Origin of the sequence: Microbacterium sp. SA39 (assembly GCF_000967865.1) — a bacterium.
Taxonomy (GTDB): Bacteria; Actinomycetota; Actinomycetes; order Actinomycetales; family Microbacteriaceae; genus Microbacterium.
Genome location: NZ_JXRU01000028.1, coordinates 82,530 through 98,786, shown reverse-complemented (window position 1 = coordinate 98,786; position 16,257 = coordinate 82,530). Strand labels below are relative to the sequence as shown.

The window sequence follows — 16,257 nt, the reverse complement described above, 5'->3', positions numbered from 1 at the left end:
GGGCCCTGATGACCGACCGCAACGACGACCTGTTCTCCGCTGCACGTGCGGTGATTCCCGGCGGGGTCAACTCGCCTGTGCGCGCGTACGGTTCGGTGGGCGGGACGCCACGGTTTCTCGCGTCGGCGTCCGGCGCTCGAGTGACGGATGCCGCGGGTCGCTCGTATGTCGACCTGGTGGCCTCGTGGGGTCCTGCACTGTTGGGGCATGCGCACCCGGAGATCGTCGCGGCCGTGCAGGAGGCCGCCGCGCGCGGACTCTCGTTCGGTGCACCGACCGAGGGTGAGGTCGAACTCGCCGCGCTGATCGCCGACCGTGTGCGCGTCGGTGAAGTCCGACCGATCGAGCGCGTGCGCCTGGTGTCGACCGGCACCGAGGCCACGATGACGGCGATCCGGCTCGCTCGCGGTGCGACCGGTCGCGACCTGCTGGTCAAGTTCGCCGGCAACTACCACGGGCACTCCGACGGCCTTCTTGCCGAGGCGGGGTCGGGCATCGCCACGCTCGCTCTGCCCGGATCGGCCGGTGTTCCGGCGCCGATCGCCGCGCAGACGCTCGTCATCCGCTACAACGATCCGGATGCTCTGGCTGCGGTGTTCGCCGAGCACGGCCCCCGCATCGCCGCGGTCATCGTCGAGGCGGCGGCGGCGAACATGGGAGTGGTCGCTCCGCTTCCCGGGTTCAACCGCCTCATCGCGGACACTGCTCACGCGCATGGCGCCCTCATGATCCTCGACGAGGTGCTCACCGGTTTCCGTGTGCACCCGGCCGGCTACTGGGGTCTGCAGGCTGAGGCCGGCGAGGAGTACCTGCCGGACATCATCGCGTTCGGCAAGGTCGTCGGGGGAGGGATGCCGCTCGCTGCGCTCGGAGGCCGGGCGGACGTCATGGACCTGCTCGCCCCGCTCGGGCCGGTGTACCAGGCGGGGACGCTCTCCGGCAATCCGCTGTCGGTCGCGGCGGGCCTGGCCACGCTGCGTCTCGCGACCCCCGAGGTGTACGCGACGGTGGACGCGGCATCCGCTCGGATCGCATCTGCCCTCGGTGCGGCTCTCGCCGGTGCCGGGGTGACGCACGCCATCTCGAGCGCGGGCAGCCTGTTCAGTCCGTCGTTCCGCGCCACCGCCCCCAGGAACTATGCCGAGGCGCAGGCGCAGGAGTCGTTCCGCTACGCGCCGTTCTTCCACTCCATGCGCGAGCAGGGCGTGGCTCTCCCGCCGAGCGTGTTCGAGGCCTGGTTCCTGACCGCCGCGCACGGCGACGAGGAGCTCGCGGTCATCGAAGCCGCGTTGCCTGCTGCCGCTGCCGCGGCTGCTTCGGCAACGATTCCGCCCGCGTAGGTCCGCGGGGCGCGAGCGCTCCCGGCGGACATGACCGCCCTCAGACGAACATGACGCGTCGCGTCGCCGTGTCGGTGTAGACGCGTCCGAGAGGACTCGTCCACTCGATGCTGCCCCCGGCGAGCTGTCGCGCGGTCCATCGATATCGATCGTCGATGTCGGGATGCTTGAGCGCGTGGTGACCCAGGCAGAGATGGGCAAGGTTGTCGTTCGACGTGCGTCCGCCGAGGGCGTGATCGTGATTATGGTCGATCTGACAACGGTGGACCGGCATTGGTCGAGGGTGCGCTCATCCGCCGGAACGTGCTCGACCCGCGGGTCGGTCGTGAAGGTGTCGCCAGAGCCGAAGATGGTGCCAGCATCGAGAGGATCCCGATCGATGTGATGCTCGCTGAGCGCGGGGTCATCTCGGAGAGGATCATCGGGAGCGAGGTCGGTCACGAACACGGCATCGTCGCCGAGGTCGAGCGCGTCGGAGGAGAGCACCGGGTCCTGCTCGTCTCGCGTGGCGATCAGCCGCTGGGCCATGCGCGTCAGCCAGTCGAGGATCGCGGCGGCGAGGTGCTCCGGCAGCACCACCTGCAACAACGCGAGACCATCCTCGATCGAGCGCATCGTGACCGCTCTCTCGTCGCGCGCACGACGGTGACGATCGACGAGGGTCTCTCCGGCCAGCGACGCGGCGATCTGCCTCAGTTGCGCTCGCGTGCGCGACGGAGAGTCGCTCTCGGCGATCTCGAGGGCAGCTGCGTCGTAGAGGTCGAGCGTCGCAGCATCCGCCCGCCCCTCGGTGACGGCCAGCCGGACGATCATTCCCGCCCGGACGATCTCTCGCACATGCGCCGCGGTGATGTCACCGCGGCGGAAGGACTCCTGCACCGCCGGATGATCTGCATCGAGGAGACACGCATCGGAGAACGCGAATTCGGCGCTGCCCTTGGCGATGCGCCCTGCTGCGGAGTACTCCGCGATCATCGACCGATGGATCGCCTCTCGGTGGTGAGGGTGCTCGCTCACATCGTCGTCGAGGAGGCGCACCCGGTCGACGAGAAGTGTCGCCGCCGCGGCCTCGAGGGCGGCGATCTGTCGCCGCGTCTCCACCCAGGCATCGAGCAGCTGCTGCCGCTGCTCGATGTCGATTTCAGGAGTGGATGGCATACCCCTAGTATAGAACATATGTTCGAATCTGCAAGGGATGATCTCCACCGATTGCGCCGATCCCACAACGGATCGTTGCGTTCCTGTGAGCAACTTCCAGACAACTGGGAGGGCCGCGCTGGCAGACTGGGGGCATGGTGACGTTGCTGCTGGACCAGACGCAACTCGAGGTCGTGCTCTCCCCGATCGAACGCGCCGCCACCTTCCACCGCAGCAACGTGCGGATCGTTCGCGACACCATCACGAAGGTCCAGCTCACGGAAGACGCGTGGACCTGGCTTCGCGGCGTGCCGAACCCCGGAACGCACATTCCCGGAGTGCTCGCCGCGGGCAGTTGGAAGGCTGCGGGCAGCCTGGACTTCGTTCTCATCCGCCGTCGTCGACCCGGCGTGGTGATCGATCTCGAGGGCGACGAGCAGTACGGCCGACTGATCCTCAGCACTCGTCACGGCCTCGCGCTCACGCAGGCCCTGCGGCTCGACGTGTCCACGGAGCCGGCCGATGTCGAGGAGATCGTGGCGACCGCCCCGACCCCTGTCTCCAAGGGAAGCCGCCGCCCCGTGATCCGTCCGCGGCCGGCCACCTGACCTGATCGAACATCGAGAAAGCCCTCCGCGCCCGAAGGTGCGGAGGGCTTTCTCGTCAGAGCGCGAACTCAACCGTGACGGTTCTCGCCGTGCTCGTGGTTGTCGTGGTGCTCCTCGTGCTCGTGGTGCTCGTGGTTTTCCCCGTGCTCGTGGTTCTCGCCTTCATGAGCCTCGTGGTGATCGGCATCCGCTTCGCTCTCCGCAGCCGGCTCGTCCGCGAGCGGGACGGTGTCGATCACTCCGGTCGAGGCGACCGTCCACTGCGCGCCGTTGTCTTCGGATGACGGAGCGTCCTGCGGGTAGTCCTTCGGCTCGTCGTCGTAATACGCGCGAGCCGCGGCGGCGAGCATCGAACTGACCGCAGCGGAGCGGGGGTCGTCGTCTCCCTCCTCCGACTGCTCGGTCGCTTCGGGCTGCTGGTCGGGCTCCTCGGACTCGTCCGCAGACTCCGCTTCTGCGTCGTCGGGAAGGGAGTCCGTCGCGGCATCCGTCTCACCGAGCGCCGAGAAGAACTCGACGCCGGCATGGTCGACCTCGACCTGTGCGTCCGTCTCGGATTCCGTCGCGGCATCCGTCGTCGATTCCTGTGCGGCGGCGGTGGACGTGCCGAACAGGATCTCGTCGAACGAGCGAGGCGACGCGGCGTCTTCGGATGCCGGAGTCTCGTGCGATACCGGAGAGTCGGAGTAGTCCGCGCCTTCGTTCTCGCCGAGGGCGTTCTGCTCGTCGGAGGTTCCGCCCTGCTCGGCGCTGTTGTCTTCGGAAGCGAGAGTCTCGACGAGGCTCACCTCGACCGTCGACTGCTCGACGGCTTCCTCGCCGGACGCTTCCTCGCCGGACTCGTCGTTACCGGACTCAGCGACCGCCTCTTCGTCGGAAGCGTCATCGGATGCCGCCCCGCCGGACTCGGCGACGGAGCTGTCCACGTTCGACGCGTCGCCGTCCGACGCCTCGGCGTCGGAGACGCTCGCAGCCGGCACATCCGCTCCATCTACAGCCGGCGCGGATGGCGCCGGCAGGAAAGCTCCCGCTCCCGCCGCCACCGGAGCGACGAGCTCCGATGCCGCCGCGTCGGCGCGCGGGCCGAGCTTGCCGCCGCGCACGAGCTCGATGAACACGTCTTCCAGCGTCGGTCCGCGTTGCACCAGCGTGCTCAGCGCGATGCCGGCCGCAGCGGCGACGGAGCCGACGGTTCCGGCATCCGCTCCGCGCACGGTGAGTCCGGAGCGCAGCACCTCGATGTCGAACCCGGCGGCCGACAGTGCTGACGTGAGTGCGGCGCGGTCCGCGGCATCCACGACCACCGAGCCGGCCTTCGGGTCGGCGAGGGTCTCGATGCCGCTCGCGAGGACCAACCGGCCCTTCGACAGCACGAGGACGTTGTCGGCGAACTGCTCGACCTCGCTGAGGACGTGCGACGACACGAGAACAGTGCGTCCCTCATCGGCGAGGCGGCGCATCAGCAGGCGCATCCAGCGGATGCCCTCGGGATCGAGTCCGTTCGCTGGCTCGTCGAAGACCAGGGCACCGGGATCCCCGAGCATCGCGTTGGCGACGCTCAGCCGCTGGCGCATGCCGAGAGAGAAGCCGCCGATGCGGGAGTCGCCCTCGCCCTCGAGGCCGACCATCGCGAGCACTTCGTCGACGCGGGCGAGCGGGATGCCGTTGGCCTTGGCCGCGATCGTCAGCTGCCGGTTCGCGGTGCGACGCGTACGGTAGACCGTGTCCTCCAGGACCGAACCGACCGTGCGGAGCGGCTGGCGCAGCTCGGCGAAGGCGGTGCCGCCGATCGTGGCAGTGCCGGAAGTGGCTCGCACCTGACCGAGCAGGATGCGAAGGGTGGTGGTCTTTCCTGCTCCGTTCGGGCCGAGGAAGGCGGTGACCGCGCCGGGCTCGACACGGGCCGAGAAGTCGGAGACAGCGGTCACCTCATTGAAGCGCTTCGTCACGTTCGTGAATTCCAGCACCTGTCCGTCGGGCATCCGCGACCTCTCGTTGCAATGAACAGTTCCCCCTATCCTGCCGGAAAAGCCCCCGGATCGCGTATTTCGTGCGGATTCCGGACCCGCGGCGACGGGGTAGCCTGGCACGCGTGACCGACTCCACCGCTGCTCCTCGCGTCCTCGTCCGCACGGAAGGAGCCCTCGGAAGGCTCACTCTCAACAGGCCCGAGGCGATCAACGCGCTGGACCTCGGCATGATCGCGCAGCTCACCGAGGCCCTCACCGCCTGGGTTCACGACACCGACGTGCAGATCGTGCTGATCGACGGCGCCGGAGACCGGGGGATGTGCGCCGGCGGTGACGTCCGTGCGCTGCATCAGCAGATCGTGTCCGGGCACGCCGAGGAGACGGCCCGCTTCTTCCGCGCCGAGTACACGCTCAACGCGATGATCGCGGAGTACCCGAAACCCGTCGTCGCGATCGCAGACGGCATCACCATGGGCGGCGGCATCGGTCTCGCCGGGCATGCGGCGATCCGCATCGTCACCGAGCGCTCGAAGCTCGCGATGCCCGAGACGCGCATCGGATTCACCCCCGACGTCGGGGGAACCTGGCTGCTCGGGCGGGCGCCCGGCCGATTCGGCGAGTACTTCGCCCTGACCGGCTCGACCATGGGCGCTGCGGATGCCGTGCACCTCGGTTTCGCCGATCACGTCGTGCCGTCCGACCGGCTCGACGCGCTGCGCGAGGCGCTCGCCTATCGCGCGGACCCCACGGGGCCGAGCGAGATCGTGCTGCTCTTCGACGAGACGCCCGACCCGACGGAGCTTCCGACCTCGCAGGAGTGGATCGACGAGGCGTTCTCCGCGCCGACCGTCGCGGAGATCATCGAGCGGCTGCAGGCGCAGGGGTCGACGGATGCCGCGGCCACGGCCGACCTCCTCGGGGGGCTCGCGCCGACAGCCCTCGTCGTCACGCTCGACGCCGTGCGAGAGGCTCGCGGCTTCCCCGGTCTGCGCGCGGCACTGGAGGGCGAGTACCGTCGCGTGCTCTGGTTCGTGAACCAGCATCCGGATCTGGTCGAGGGCATCCGCGCGCAGCTCGTCGACAAGGATCGCAACCCGAAGTGGGATCCGCCGACGCTCGCCGAGCTGGATTCGGATGCCGGTGCCGGGGCGCGCGACTACGTGCCGGAGCATCCGCTCTTCTGAATCCGGTTCCTTCGGTCGCGGCATCGGCGCGCGTGGGGAACGTTTCGTCGGGACTGTTCCCGCCTGTCGGGCGGATCGCCGCGAATCACTCCGGTTTTCGTCCCCATTCCCGACGGATCGTACGACGCGGCCTCATGCTCTCGATTCAGGGTCCGTGTCCGCGACCGCCCTCGCCTGCCAGATCGCGCGAAGGACGTCGACGACATCGTCGGGATGGGCGCCGGCGGACACGGCTTCTTCAACGACGTCACGCACACGGCGGATCAAGGGCCCGGGAAGGACACCTGCGGATTCTGCCACCCGGGTTCCTGCCGCGGTGCGAGAGACGACCAAGCCTTCAGCCTCGAGCATCTTGTAGGCGCGTGCTGCCGTCCCTGCGGCGACGCCCAGATCGCTCGCCGTCTGGCGAACGGTAGGAAGGCGCTCGCCTGCTCCGAGCTGGCCGGAGACGATGAGGCCGCGGAACTGTCGGTAGATGTCGAGGGCCGGGCTCGCCTCATCGGCCTGGGCGAGTTTCGGCTGCACGTTCATCGCGCGCTCTGCAGGCCGGCCGAGTTCCGTGAGTGTGCTGCCGCTCGCGAGGCGCGTGCCGCGCGCGACACTGTCAGGAGCAGGATGACGAACGCGGCGATCTCCAACGCGGGAGCCAGCCAGCCGCCGACGGCGGCGATCTCCGCGTACCGCCAGGTCGCCTCGTAGGATTCGCTGCGGCCTTCGCCTTGAATGATCAGCTGTGTCGTCGACCCGGCGTCGGCGATGAAGCGCCACGCCCCTGCGAGAGCGAGGAGTGCAGCGGATGCCGCAACCGAGGTGATACCGGTGGCGATCTCGCGGCGCTCGTACTGTTCGGCGATCACCGTCTCGGGGCGCAGGAAGGGACGAGCCGCGTTGGCGTGGAGCACGCTCACGCCGACGGCCGCCAGGAGCAGGACGCAGATCAAGACGGGCACGCCGTACGCCCATCCGTAGAACCAGAGCCGGATCGGATCGATGTTCTCGTTCGGGATCCCTATCTCGAGAAAGACGTGAGGGCCGTCGCCGATGCTGGACGATGCGAGGCCGGCGGCGATGGTGGTGACCGTGAGAACGAGCACGACGAGTCCCGTTCCGCTCGATCCGAGGCGCGAGCTGAAGGTCAGCCATGTGCGCCGTGCGGTCGGTACGACCGGCCGCTCCGGTGCGGTGCCGCGGAACAAGATGACCGCGAGCAGGGATGCCAGGCCGACGCAGGCTGTGAACACGGGTGTCGCGTACCTCCACCAGGAGACGACTCCATTGAGGTTGAGGAGGTATCCGCTCACCAGGTTCTCCACCAGGAAGATGACGATCACAGCGATGGCCGATCCGCCCAGCACGACGTGCTCGCGGGAGTGGCGTGCGACCACTCGGTGATTCGCTGGGCCGGCGGGACTGGCTTGGCTCGGATGCCGGGGGGATCGCCGAGCCGCGACGGACATGCCCATCGTGATGATGGCCGCGAGTACCAGCGATACCAGTGGCAGAGAGAGGGCGGCACCCAGTATCTGGCCGGGTTCGATGAGGGCCGAAGCAATGGGGAACATGGGAGTCCGTTCTTTTGTACTGCATGTCTATCACAAGTTGTTCCGTTCCGTGAGTACAAGACTTCGGCCACCCGCACCGCGTTCTTCGCCGGGGTTCAGAAAACCCAGGCCGCGGGTGAAAAGGTTCGCTGTCAGCGAAGGTCCACCTGAAGAGGGATACGAATGTCCGCGGTTCGTGGCACTCTTTCTTGTGGCCGGTTGTCGGTCGGCATCCGTCTGCCGAGAAACCCGCCGCTTCATCCTTCCTAGAAAGTCCGCCTGTGCTGGGAAAAATTCTCGTCCGCTATCTCTCTCGATATAAGTGGCTCCTCCTCGGCGTGCTGGTGTTCCAGCTCGCCAGCGTCGCGGCGACCCTCTTCCTCCCGCGCCTGAACGCCGACATCATCGACAACGGCGTAGCCCAGGGCGACACGGCCTACATCTGGAGCACCGGCCTGTTCATGCTCGCCGTGTCGCTGGGGCAGATCATCGCCTCGGTCACCGCCACCTTCTTCGCCGCGCGCGCCGCGATGGGCGCCGGTCGCGACATCCGCGCCGACGTCTTCGGCAAGGTCAGCGGGTTCTCCGAGCGCGAGGTGTCGGTGTTCGGTGCCGGCTCGCTCATCACCCGCAACACGAACGACGTGCAGCAGGTCCAGATGCTCGCGATGATGGGCGCGACGATGCTCGTCACCGCGCCGCTGCTCGCGATCGGCGGCATCATCTTCGCCGTGCAGACCAACGTCGGCCTCAGTTGGCTCATCGCGGTCTCGGTGCCGGTGCTGCTCATCCTCGCCGCCCTCGTGATCGGCCGTATGGTACCGCTGTTCCGCACGTACCAGGGCAAGCTCGACAACGTGAACCGCATCATGCGCGAGCAGCTCACCGGCGTCCGCGTCGTGCGTGCGTTCGTGCGCGAAGGCATCGAGGAAGAGCGCTTCCGCGGAGCGAACACCGACATCATGGACGTCGGTCGCAAGGTCGGCTCGTTGTTCGTGCTGCTCTTCCCGCTGTTCATGCTCATCCTCAACGTCACCGTCGTCTCCGTCATCTGGTTCGGCGGCATCGAGGTCAACAACGGCACGGTGCAGGTCGGCACGCTGTTCGCCTTCATGCAGTACATCGGTCAGATCATGGGCGGCGTCATCATGGCCAGCTTCATGGCGATGATGATCCCGCGCGCCGCGGTCTCCGCCGAGCGCATCGGCGAGGTGCTCGACTCGGAGTCCACGATGGTCCGCCCGGAGAACGGCGTCACCGCGTTCCCCGCGCCGGGAGCGGTCGCGTTCGACGACGTCGAGTTCACCTACCCCGGTGCCGACGCCCCCGTGCTCAAGGGCATCAGCTTCGGCGCTCAGCCCGGAGAGACGGTCGCTGTCGTCGGCTCCACGGGTTCGGGCAAGACCACGCTCGTCTCGCTCATCCCACGCCTCTTCGACGTCTCCGGCGGCGCCGTGCACGTCGGCGGGACCGATGTGCGGGATGCGGACGTCGAGGCACTGTGGGACAGCATCGGCCTCGTGCCGCAGCGCCCCTTCCTCTTCACCGGCACCGTCGCGTCGAACCTGCGGTACGGGCGCGAGGAGGCCACCGACGAAGAGCTCTGGCACGCGCTCGAGATCGCGCAGGGCCGTGACTTCGTCGAGGAGATGCCGAACGGCCTCGAGTCGCGCATCGCCCAGGGCGGCACGAACGTGTCCGGCGGACAGCGTCAGCGGCTCGCGATCGCGCGTGCGATCGTGCACCAGCCGCAGATCCTGGTCTTCGACGACTCGTTCTCCGCCCTCGACCTGACGACCGATGCTCGATTGAGGCAGGCGCTGTGGCGGGAGCTCCCGCACGTCACGAAGATCGTGGTCGCGCAGCGCGTCTCCTCGATCACGGATGCCGATCGGATCGTCGTGCTCGACGGCGGCACCATGGTCGGCGTCGGAACGCACGCGGAGCTGCTCGAGACGAGCGAGACCTACCGCGAGATCGTCGAATCGCAGCTGGGGGTGGACGCATGAGCGACAACAGCACTCCGACCGGCTCAGGAACCCCGTCGCGCAAGGGTCGCGGCCGTGGCAAGGCGGTCGAGACCGTCGAGCCCGAACTGACCGAAGAAGAGAAGTACGAGGCCGAGCTCGCCGAGCAGGCCCGCCAGAACTCCGGCGACTGGGACAGCGTCGCACCGGGCAAGGCCGACAACTTCGGCGCGAGCTTCAGCCGGATGATCGGGCTGCTCAAGCCGTCTGCGGTGTGGTTCGTCTTCGTGTCGATCCTCGGCGCCATCGGCGTCGTGCTGACCGTCGCCGCGCCCAAGGTCCTCGGCGAGGCGACGAACATCGTCTACAAGGGGTTCATCTCGATCCAGCTCGGTCAGCCGATCGGCGACTCCCCGGGGTTCCCGGCTGGCACCCCGCAGAACGTCGTCATCGACGCTCTGCGCAGCTCCGGACAGGACGACTACGCGAATCAGATCGGCGCGCTCGGCGACTTCACGGTCGGACAGGGCGTCGACTTCGAGGCGCTGCGGTGGATCATCGCCGCCGCACTCGCGATCTACGTCGCGGCGGCCTTCCTCACCTGGATCCAGGGCTACGTGATCAACGTCATCATGGTGCGGACCATGTGGCGCCTGCGCGAATCGGTGGAGGCGAAGATCAACCGTCTGCCCCTGTCGTACTTCGACAGGGTGCAGCGCGGCGAGCTGATCTCGCGCGTCACGAACGACATCGACAACATCACGCAGACCATGCAGCAGTCGCTGTCGGGAGCGCTCACCTCGGTGCTCACCGTCATCGGTGTCCTGTTCATGATGTTCACCATCTCGTGGCAGCTCGCGCTTGTCGCTCTGGTCACCCTGCCCCTGATGGCTGTGATCTTCGGCGTCATCGGCCCGCGGTCGCAGAAGGCGTTCGGCACCCAGTGGCGCAAGGTCGGTCGTCTCAACGCCCGCGTCGAGGAGGCCTTCTCGGGCCACGCGCTCGTCAAGGTGTTCGGCCGTGAGAACGACGCGCTCGACAAGTTCCAGGTCGAGAACGAAGAGCTTTTCCAGGCGAGCTTCAAGGCGCAGTTCCTCTCCGGCATCATCATGCCGGCGATGATGTTCGTCGGTAACCTCAGCTACGTCGGCATCGCGGTTCTCGGCGGTTTCATGGTGGCCAACGGGCAGCTGCGCCTCGGTGACGTGCAGGCCTTCATCCAGTACTCGCAGCAGTTCACGCAGCCGCTGTCCGAACTGGGCGGCATGGCGGCCGTCGTGCAGTCGGGTACCGCCTCGGCCGAGCGCGTCTTTCAGCTGCTGGATGCCGACGAGCAGGAGCCCGACGACGCCGACGCGCCGCCGCTGGCCGACGGCAAGGGTGTCATCCAGTTCGAGAACGTCGCGTTCTCGTACACGCCGGAGCGTCCGCTCATCCAGGATCTGTCGTTCCGAGTGGAGCCGGGTCAGACCGTCGCGATCGTCGGGCCGACCGGGGCGGGCAAGACCACACTGGTCAACCTGATCATGCGGTTCTACGAGCTGAGCGGCGGGCGCATCATGCTCGACGGCCAGGACATCGCCGAGATCACGCGCGACGAACTGCGCTCGCGCACCGGCATGGTGCTGCAGGACCCGTGGCTCTTCGCGGGCAGCATCCGTGAGAACATCCGATACGGCCGCTCGACGGCGACCTACGACGAGGTTCTCCAGGCGGCCAAGGCGACCTACGTCGACCGGTTCGTGCGCTCCCTCCCCGAGGGATACGACACCGTGCTCGACGAGGACGCCTCCAATGTCTCGGCCGGCGAGCGTCAGCTCATCACCATCGCCCGGGCCTTCGTCGCCCAGCCGTCGATCCTCATCCTCGATGAGGCGACGTCGGCGGTCGACACCCGCACCGAGCTGCTGCTGCAGCACGCGATGGCAGCGCTCCGTCAGGGACGCACGTCGTTCGTGATCGCGCATCGGCTGTCCACCATCCGCGATGCCGACCTCATCCTCGTGATGGAGCACGGCGACATCGTGGAGAAGGGCACGCACGACGAGCTCATCGTCGCGCAGGGCGCCTATTGGCGCCTGTACCAGTCGCAGTTCGAACAGGCGGCGACCGACATCGACGCCGATGACGCGCTGACCGGCACGACGCCGGTGGTCGTCAGCGGCGATGCCGAGTCAGCGGACGACAGCGCTCAGGCCGAGGCGGATGACGCCAGGGCCGGCGCATCCGTCGGCGCACAGGTGCCCACGGCCGAAGCCGGCGCAGCCCAGCGCATCGTGGAAGACGGGGCCGACGGCTCCGCCAGCCGCGCCTGACCCGCGAGCAGAACGCCTCGTCCCGTCGCCACGGGACGGGGCGTTCCGCTGTCCCGAGTGATCGTCCGACCCGCTGACGCGGAGCGATCCCGATGGCGGCTGACGGCGCCTCAGGTCAGGGCTTGTCGGCTTGGACGCCGAGCAGCTCGAACGGGTGTGTCAGCCGCCACCAAGGGCTCGGCCCCTCGACATCCTCTGCGAGCGTGAGCGGCGTCGTGACGGAGTCGAGCGGCCCCGCGGTGGTGAGAGTGCCCACCTCGCCGGTCCCCTCGCGCTCGTCGCCGAGCTCGAACGACGCCGTGGACGTCGCCGCCGCGCCGTTCCAGAGCACGACGTTCGCGTCTTCGTCAGTGATGACGTCGACCTTCTCGCCCCAGATGGTGGTCACCTCGCCGACGACCGTGCTCTCTGCGACGGCCGGTGCCTGCTCCTGCAGCGCTGCCTCGGCCTCGGCGAAGAGCGACCGGGTCGCGGCGAGACGCTGCTCGTCGTCGGCCTGGTTCAGCACTGCGGCGAAGAGGTGCACGGTCGTGTCGCCGACCGTCACATCCTTCGCTGTCAGCAGGTTCCAGCCGACGAGCGTTCCCGTCTTGATGCCGACGACGCCGGGGTCGGCCAGCATCCCGTTGGTGTTGACGACAGTGCCGGCCCCGGGAAGTTCCACCGACGGCGTGCGGACGATCTCTGCGAACACCGGGTTCTTCATCGCCCATTCGCCGAGCCTCACCAGAGCCTCGGGGGTGGCGACGTTGCCCTCGTCGAAGCCGGATGGCGTGACGACGGTGATCCCGTCGAGCCCGCGCTCGCGCAGCCACACGGCTGCGGCATCCGCGAACTCATCGTCCGATCCCCAGATCTCCTGGGACAGCCGATCGATGTAGTTGTTCGCCGAGGCCATCAGGGTGCCCTGCAGCATCTGGTACTCGGTGAGGACGCCGTTCACCGGCACATCCAGAGCCGACTGGTCGGACATCCGGTACTGCCAGTACTCCGCGCTGTCGCCCCGGTCGAAGCGGAACTCCGGTCCCTGCTCGCCCGGGGCCAGCGGCATCCGGTCGAGCACCATCAGGCTGCTCACGACCTTGGTGATGCTCGCGATGCTCACCGCGTTCGGTGCGGACGCCGCGGTGCTGACACCGGCGATGCCGACCGCGGCGCTGCCCTGCGCGGGCCAGGTGACGGTGGCGGCCGGCGCGGGCACGGTGGCGAACTCGATCGCCCGCACCGTCGGGGGAACCTCGTGCAGCGGCCAGAGCAGCGTCGTGCCCGCGTATCCCGCGATCAGCCCGGTCAGCACGCCGAGCGGCACGAGCAGAGCGGGCCGCGCGATCGCGGGGCGCAGGCGAGCGCCGCGCATCAGACCGTCCGCCTTCTCGGTCTCCGTCGTCTCGTCGAGACTCGCCACCTCGGTGTGCTGGGCGACGGTCGTCGGGTCGACCCAGGCCAGCGCCGTCGCGCCGACCTCCTCATCGGCCCATTGCGCAGGCGGCTCGAGGATCGCCGTCGCATCCTCGGCCGGCGCCCACATAACGGCTGGCGCTCCGGGGGAAACCGGTTCCTCGCTGACCGGAGCATCCGCGCGAGGCTTGAACAGCGGGGGCTCGCCGGCAGCGGGTGCGTCTTCGAGGACGCGAGTCCGCCCGGCGCCCGTCTCAGCGGAGAAGAGCGCACCGACGGCGAGAGCCGACGCCGGAAGAGCGGGCGAGATGGCCGATGCCGGGGGAGGCGCATCGCCGGCGAACAACGCGTCGGTGGCGAAGGCCGAGTCGTGGTCGGGGGTGTGCGTCGCAGCATCCGTGTCGAGCGGCAGCGGAGCGCGCTCAGCGTCAGGCGAGGCCTCCGGCGCGTCGGCCTCGCCGACGACGCCCGTCGTCTCGTCGGCGGGATCTGAAACGGTCACTCGCTTACGGTACCGAATGTCCGTCGTGATCCGCGTCGGAGCGGCCCCGAGGCGGGCGGGTGTCGGGACGCGGTAGGATCGTCAGCACAACCACGGGAGTCCGGCGAGCCGGGCTGAGAGGGAGCGAATCGCGCTTCGACCGTCGAACCTGATCTGGGTCATGCCAGCGCAGGGAGGAGTTCAGATGAGTACTTCCACGTCCACATCCGCCGCGAAGGCATCGGCCGCACGCCCGGGTCTGACGGACCCGCAGCTCTGGCGCTGGCGCGTCGTCGACATCGTCGTGGCCGCGGTTCTCGGCGTCGCGATCGGCCTCGTCTTCTGGGGCTGGAACACGATCGGCTACGCCTGGTTCGGCGCCGCCGACGCCCTCACGCCAGGCCTCGGAGGCATCGCGGTCGGCATCTGGCTGCTCGGCGGGGTCGTCGGCGGCCTCGTGATCCGCAAGCCCGGTGCCGCACTGGTCGTCGAGCTCGTCGCGGCGATCGTATCGATGCTGATCGGCAACGTCTGGGGCATCTCGACCGTTCTCTCCGGGCTCGTCCAGGGTCTCGGAGCGGAGATGATCTTCGCGCTGTTCTTCTACCGACGCTTCGGCATCGTCGTCGCCGCCCTCGCCGGAATGGGCGCCGCGGCCGCGGCATGGGCGTTCGAACTCTGCTACGGCAGCTCGCCCAACATCCTGAAGTCGTTCGAGTTCAACACGATCTACCTGGTCAGCGTCGTCATCTCCGGTGCGATCCTCGCCGGCGTCGTCGGCTGGCTGCTCGTTCGCGCTCTCGCCGTGACCGGCGCACTCAACCGCTTCGCCGTCGGGCGAGAGCACGTGCGCGAGGTCTGAGCGTGACACTCGCCTCCCCGGCCCGCGTGCAGGCTGCGGGCTGGGGCTGGCGGTACGCCGGTCGCAAGCGTCCGGCCGTCGCCGATGTGAGCTTCACGATCGAGCCGGGGGAGCGGGTGCTCCTCCTCGGCGCGTCGGGCGCCGGCAAGTCCACGCTCCTCGCGGGGCTGGCCGGTGTGCTCGGGGATGCCGACGAGGGCGACCGGACCGGCTCCCTGCTCATCGACGGCTCGGCGCCCGAGTCGCGGCGAGGTCAGGTGGGGCTGGTCCTCCAGGACCCGGATGCCGGCATCGTGCTGTCCAAGGTGGGGGACGACATCGCCTTCGGCTGCGAGAACCTCGGGGTCGCCGCATCCGAGATTCCCGGCCGCGTCGCCGAGGCGATGGAGGCGCTGGGTCTGGATGTGCCGCTGCAGCACCCGACCAAGGCGCTCTCGGGCGGGCAGAAGCAGCGGCTCGTGCTCGCCGGTGTGCTGGCGATGCGGCCAGGGCTGCTGCTGCTCGACGAGCCGACCGCGAACCTCGACCCGGAGGGTGTGCGCGAGGTGCGGGCGAGCGTCGAGCGCGCCGTCGACGCGACCGGTGCGACGCTGATCGTCGTCGAGCATCGCACTCCGATCTGGGTCGACCTGATGACGCGGGTGATCGTGCTCGCGGCGGACGGGGGCCTCCTTGCCGACGGAGCGCCCGCCCGGGTGTTCGCCGAGCACGGCGCCGCCCTTGCCGATGCGGGAGTGTGGGTGCCCGACCGCGGCATCGATCTGCCCGTGTTGGAGCAGGTGGTCGCGTCCGACGCGCTCTCCGCGAGCGGACTCGCCATCGCTCGAGACCCCGCAGATGTGGTGCAGTCGGGCCTCGACCTGTACGTGCCGCGGGCGAACGCCACCGTCATCACCGGGCCGAACGGCGCAGGCAAGTCGACGCTGGCGCTCACTCTCGCCGGCCTCATCCCCGAGCACAGCGGCGAAGTGCGCGCCGCTCCGGAACTCGCCGGTCGGCGCGGCATCCGCCCGATCCGCTGGAGCTCACGCGAGCTGCTCACCCGCATCGGCATGGTGTTCCAGGAACCGGAACACCAGTTCCTCGCTCAGACGCTGCGCGATGAGCTCTCCGTGGGACCGCGCGCCCTCGGGTGGACACAGGCGCGCACGGATGCCGTCGTCGACGAGCTCCTGGAGCGGCTCGACCTCGCACCTCTCGCGCTCGCAAACCCGTTCTCCCTTTCGGGTGGACAGAAGCGCCGCCTCTCGGTGGCGACCGTGCTGGCGGGTGCGCCCGAGGTGATCGTGCTCGACGAGCCGACGTTCGGGCAGGACCGCCGCGGGTGGATCTCGCTCGTCGCGCTGCTGCAGGAGGAGATCGCGCGCGGCCGCTCCATCGTCGCGGTCACGCACGACGACGCCGTGATCCGACACCTCGGCGGGCATCGCATCGAGCTGGGGGCGGCATCGTGA

13 protein-coding genes and 1 riboswitch are annotated in these 16,257 nt (G+C 68.8%); of the genes, 8 read left to right on the top strand and 5 right to left on the bottom strand.

Annotated features, from left to right (window positions below; translation table 11 throughout):
- The first annotated feature begins 8 nt into the window (after positions 1–8).
- The gene (locus tag RS85_RS04960; RefSeq protein ID WP_046012314.1) at positions 9–1,340 is read left to right on the top strand and encodes a glutamate-1-semialdehyde 2,1-aminomutase; all 1,332 of its coding nucleotides are present in this window, start codon (positions 9–11) and stop codon (positions 1,338–1,340) included.
- A gap of 40 nt (positions 1,341–1,380) precedes the next feature.
- Here the strand turns inward: RS85_RS04960 and RS85_RS19960 are convergent, their stop codons facing one another.
- Positions 1,381–1,614, bottom strand: coding sequence for a hypothetical protein (locus RS85_RS19960; RefSeq protein WP_046012313.1), 234 nt, complete (start codon positions 1,612–1,614; stop codon positions 1,381–1,383).
- Here RS85_RS19960 and RS85_RS19955 point away from each other — a divergent pair.
- Together RS85_RS19955 and RS85_RS04945 are read left to right on the top strand one after the other, a co-directional pair.
- Positions 1,614–2,639 carry a hypothetical protein gene (locus RS85_RS19955; RefSeq protein ID WP_046012312.1) on the top strand — a complete coding sequence of 342 codons (1,026 nt, stop codon included), beginning with the start codon at positions 1,614–1,616 and terminating at the stop codon, positions 2,637–2,639. The genes RS85_RS19960 and RS85_RS19955 overlap by 1 nt on opposite strands.
- A complete protein-coding gene (locus tag RS85_RS04945; protein ID WP_046012311.1) occupies positions 2,633–3,085 on the top strand; it encodes a hypothetical protein in 453 nt (150 codons plus the stop codon). The genes RS85_RS19955 and RS85_RS04945 overlap by 7 nt, the downstream gene beginning before the upstream one ends.
- Positions 3,086–3,153: 68 nt before the next feature.
- Here the strand turns inward: RS85_RS04945 and RS85_RS19210 are convergent, their stop codons facing one another.
- Positions 3,154–5,067: an ATP-binding cassette domain-containing protein gene (locus RS85_RS19210; protein WP_082087494.1), complete on the bottom strand. Its 1,914-nt coding sequence runs from the start codon at positions 5,065–5,067 to the stop codon at positions 3,154–3,156.
- A gap of 110 nt (positions 5,068–5,177) precedes the next feature.
- Between RS85_RS19210 and RS85_RS04935 the strand changes: the two genes are divergently transcribed.
- The gene (locus tag RS85_RS04935; RefSeq protein WP_046012310.1) at positions 5,178–6,239 is read left to right on the top strand and encodes an enoyl-CoA hydratase/isomerase family protein; all 1,062 of its coding nucleotides are present in this window, start codon (positions 5,178–5,180) and stop codon (positions 6,237–6,239) included.
- A 132-nt stretch (positions 6,240–6,371) separates the two neighbouring features.
- Here the strand turns inward: RS85_RS04935 and RS85_RS04930 are convergent, their stop codons facing one another.
- Positions 6,372–6,770 carry a GntR family transcriptional regulator gene (locus tag RS85_RS04930; protein WP_052703407.1) on the bottom strand — a complete coding sequence of 133 codons (399 nt, stop codon included), beginning with the start codon at positions 6,768–6,770 and terminating at the stop codon, positions 6,372–6,374.
- A complete protein-coding gene (locus RS85_RS04925) occupies positions 6,767–7,801 on the bottom strand; it encodes a hypothetical protein (protein WP_152642330.1) in 1,035 nt (344 codons plus the stop codon). Before RS85_RS04925 ends, RS85_RS04930 begins: the two co-directional genes overlap by 4 nt.
- A gap of 260 nt (positions 7,802–8,061) precedes the next feature.
- Between RS85_RS04925 and RS85_RS04920 the strand changes: the two genes are divergently transcribed.
- Together RS85_RS04920 and RS85_RS04915 are read left to right on the top strand one after the other, a co-directional pair.
- Positions 8,062–9,789: an ABC transporter ATP-binding protein gene (locus RS85_RS04920; protein WP_046012308.1), complete on the top strand. Its 1,728-nt coding sequence runs from the start codon at positions 8,062–8,064 to the stop codon at positions 9,787–9,789.
- On the top strand, positions 9,786–12,062 hold the full coding sequence (locus RS85_RS04915; RefSeq protein WP_052703405.1) for an ABC transporter ATP-binding protein: 2,277 nt from the start codon (positions 9,786–9,788) through the stop codon (positions 12,060–12,062). The genes RS85_RS04920 and RS85_RS04915 overlap by 4 nt, the downstream gene beginning before the upstream one ends.
- A gap of 115 nt (positions 12,063–12,177) precedes the next feature.
- On the opposite strand, the gene RS85_RS04910 is transcribed toward RS85_RS04915, so the two are convergent.
- Positions 12,178–13,962, bottom strand: a complete 1,785-nt coding sequence (locus tag RS85_RS04910) for a D-alanyl-D-alanine carboxypeptidase (RefSeq protein WP_052703403.1) — start codon at positions 13,960–13,962, stop codon at positions 12,178–12,180.
- Positions 13,963–14,044: 82 nt separating this feature from the next.
- A riboswitch (TPP riboswitch) is annotated at positions 14,045–14,156 on the top strand.
- On the opposite strand from RS85_RS04910, the gene RS85_RS04905 reads away from it, so the two are divergent.
- The gene (locus tag RS85_RS04905) at positions 14,147–14,803 is read left to right on the top strand and encodes an ECF transporter S component (RefSeq protein ID WP_082087498.1); all 657 of its coding nucleotides are present in this window, start codon (positions 14,147–14,149) and stop codon (positions 14,801–14,803) included. (Overlaps the previous riboswitch by 10 nt.)
- Positions 14,800–16,257, top strand: a complete 1,458-nt coding sequence (locus tag RS85_RS04900) for an ABC transporter ATP-binding protein (RefSeq protein WP_442921924.1) — start codon at positions 14,800–14,802, stop codon at positions 16,255–16,257. Before RS85_RS04905 ends, RS85_RS04900 begins: the two co-directional genes overlap by 4 nt.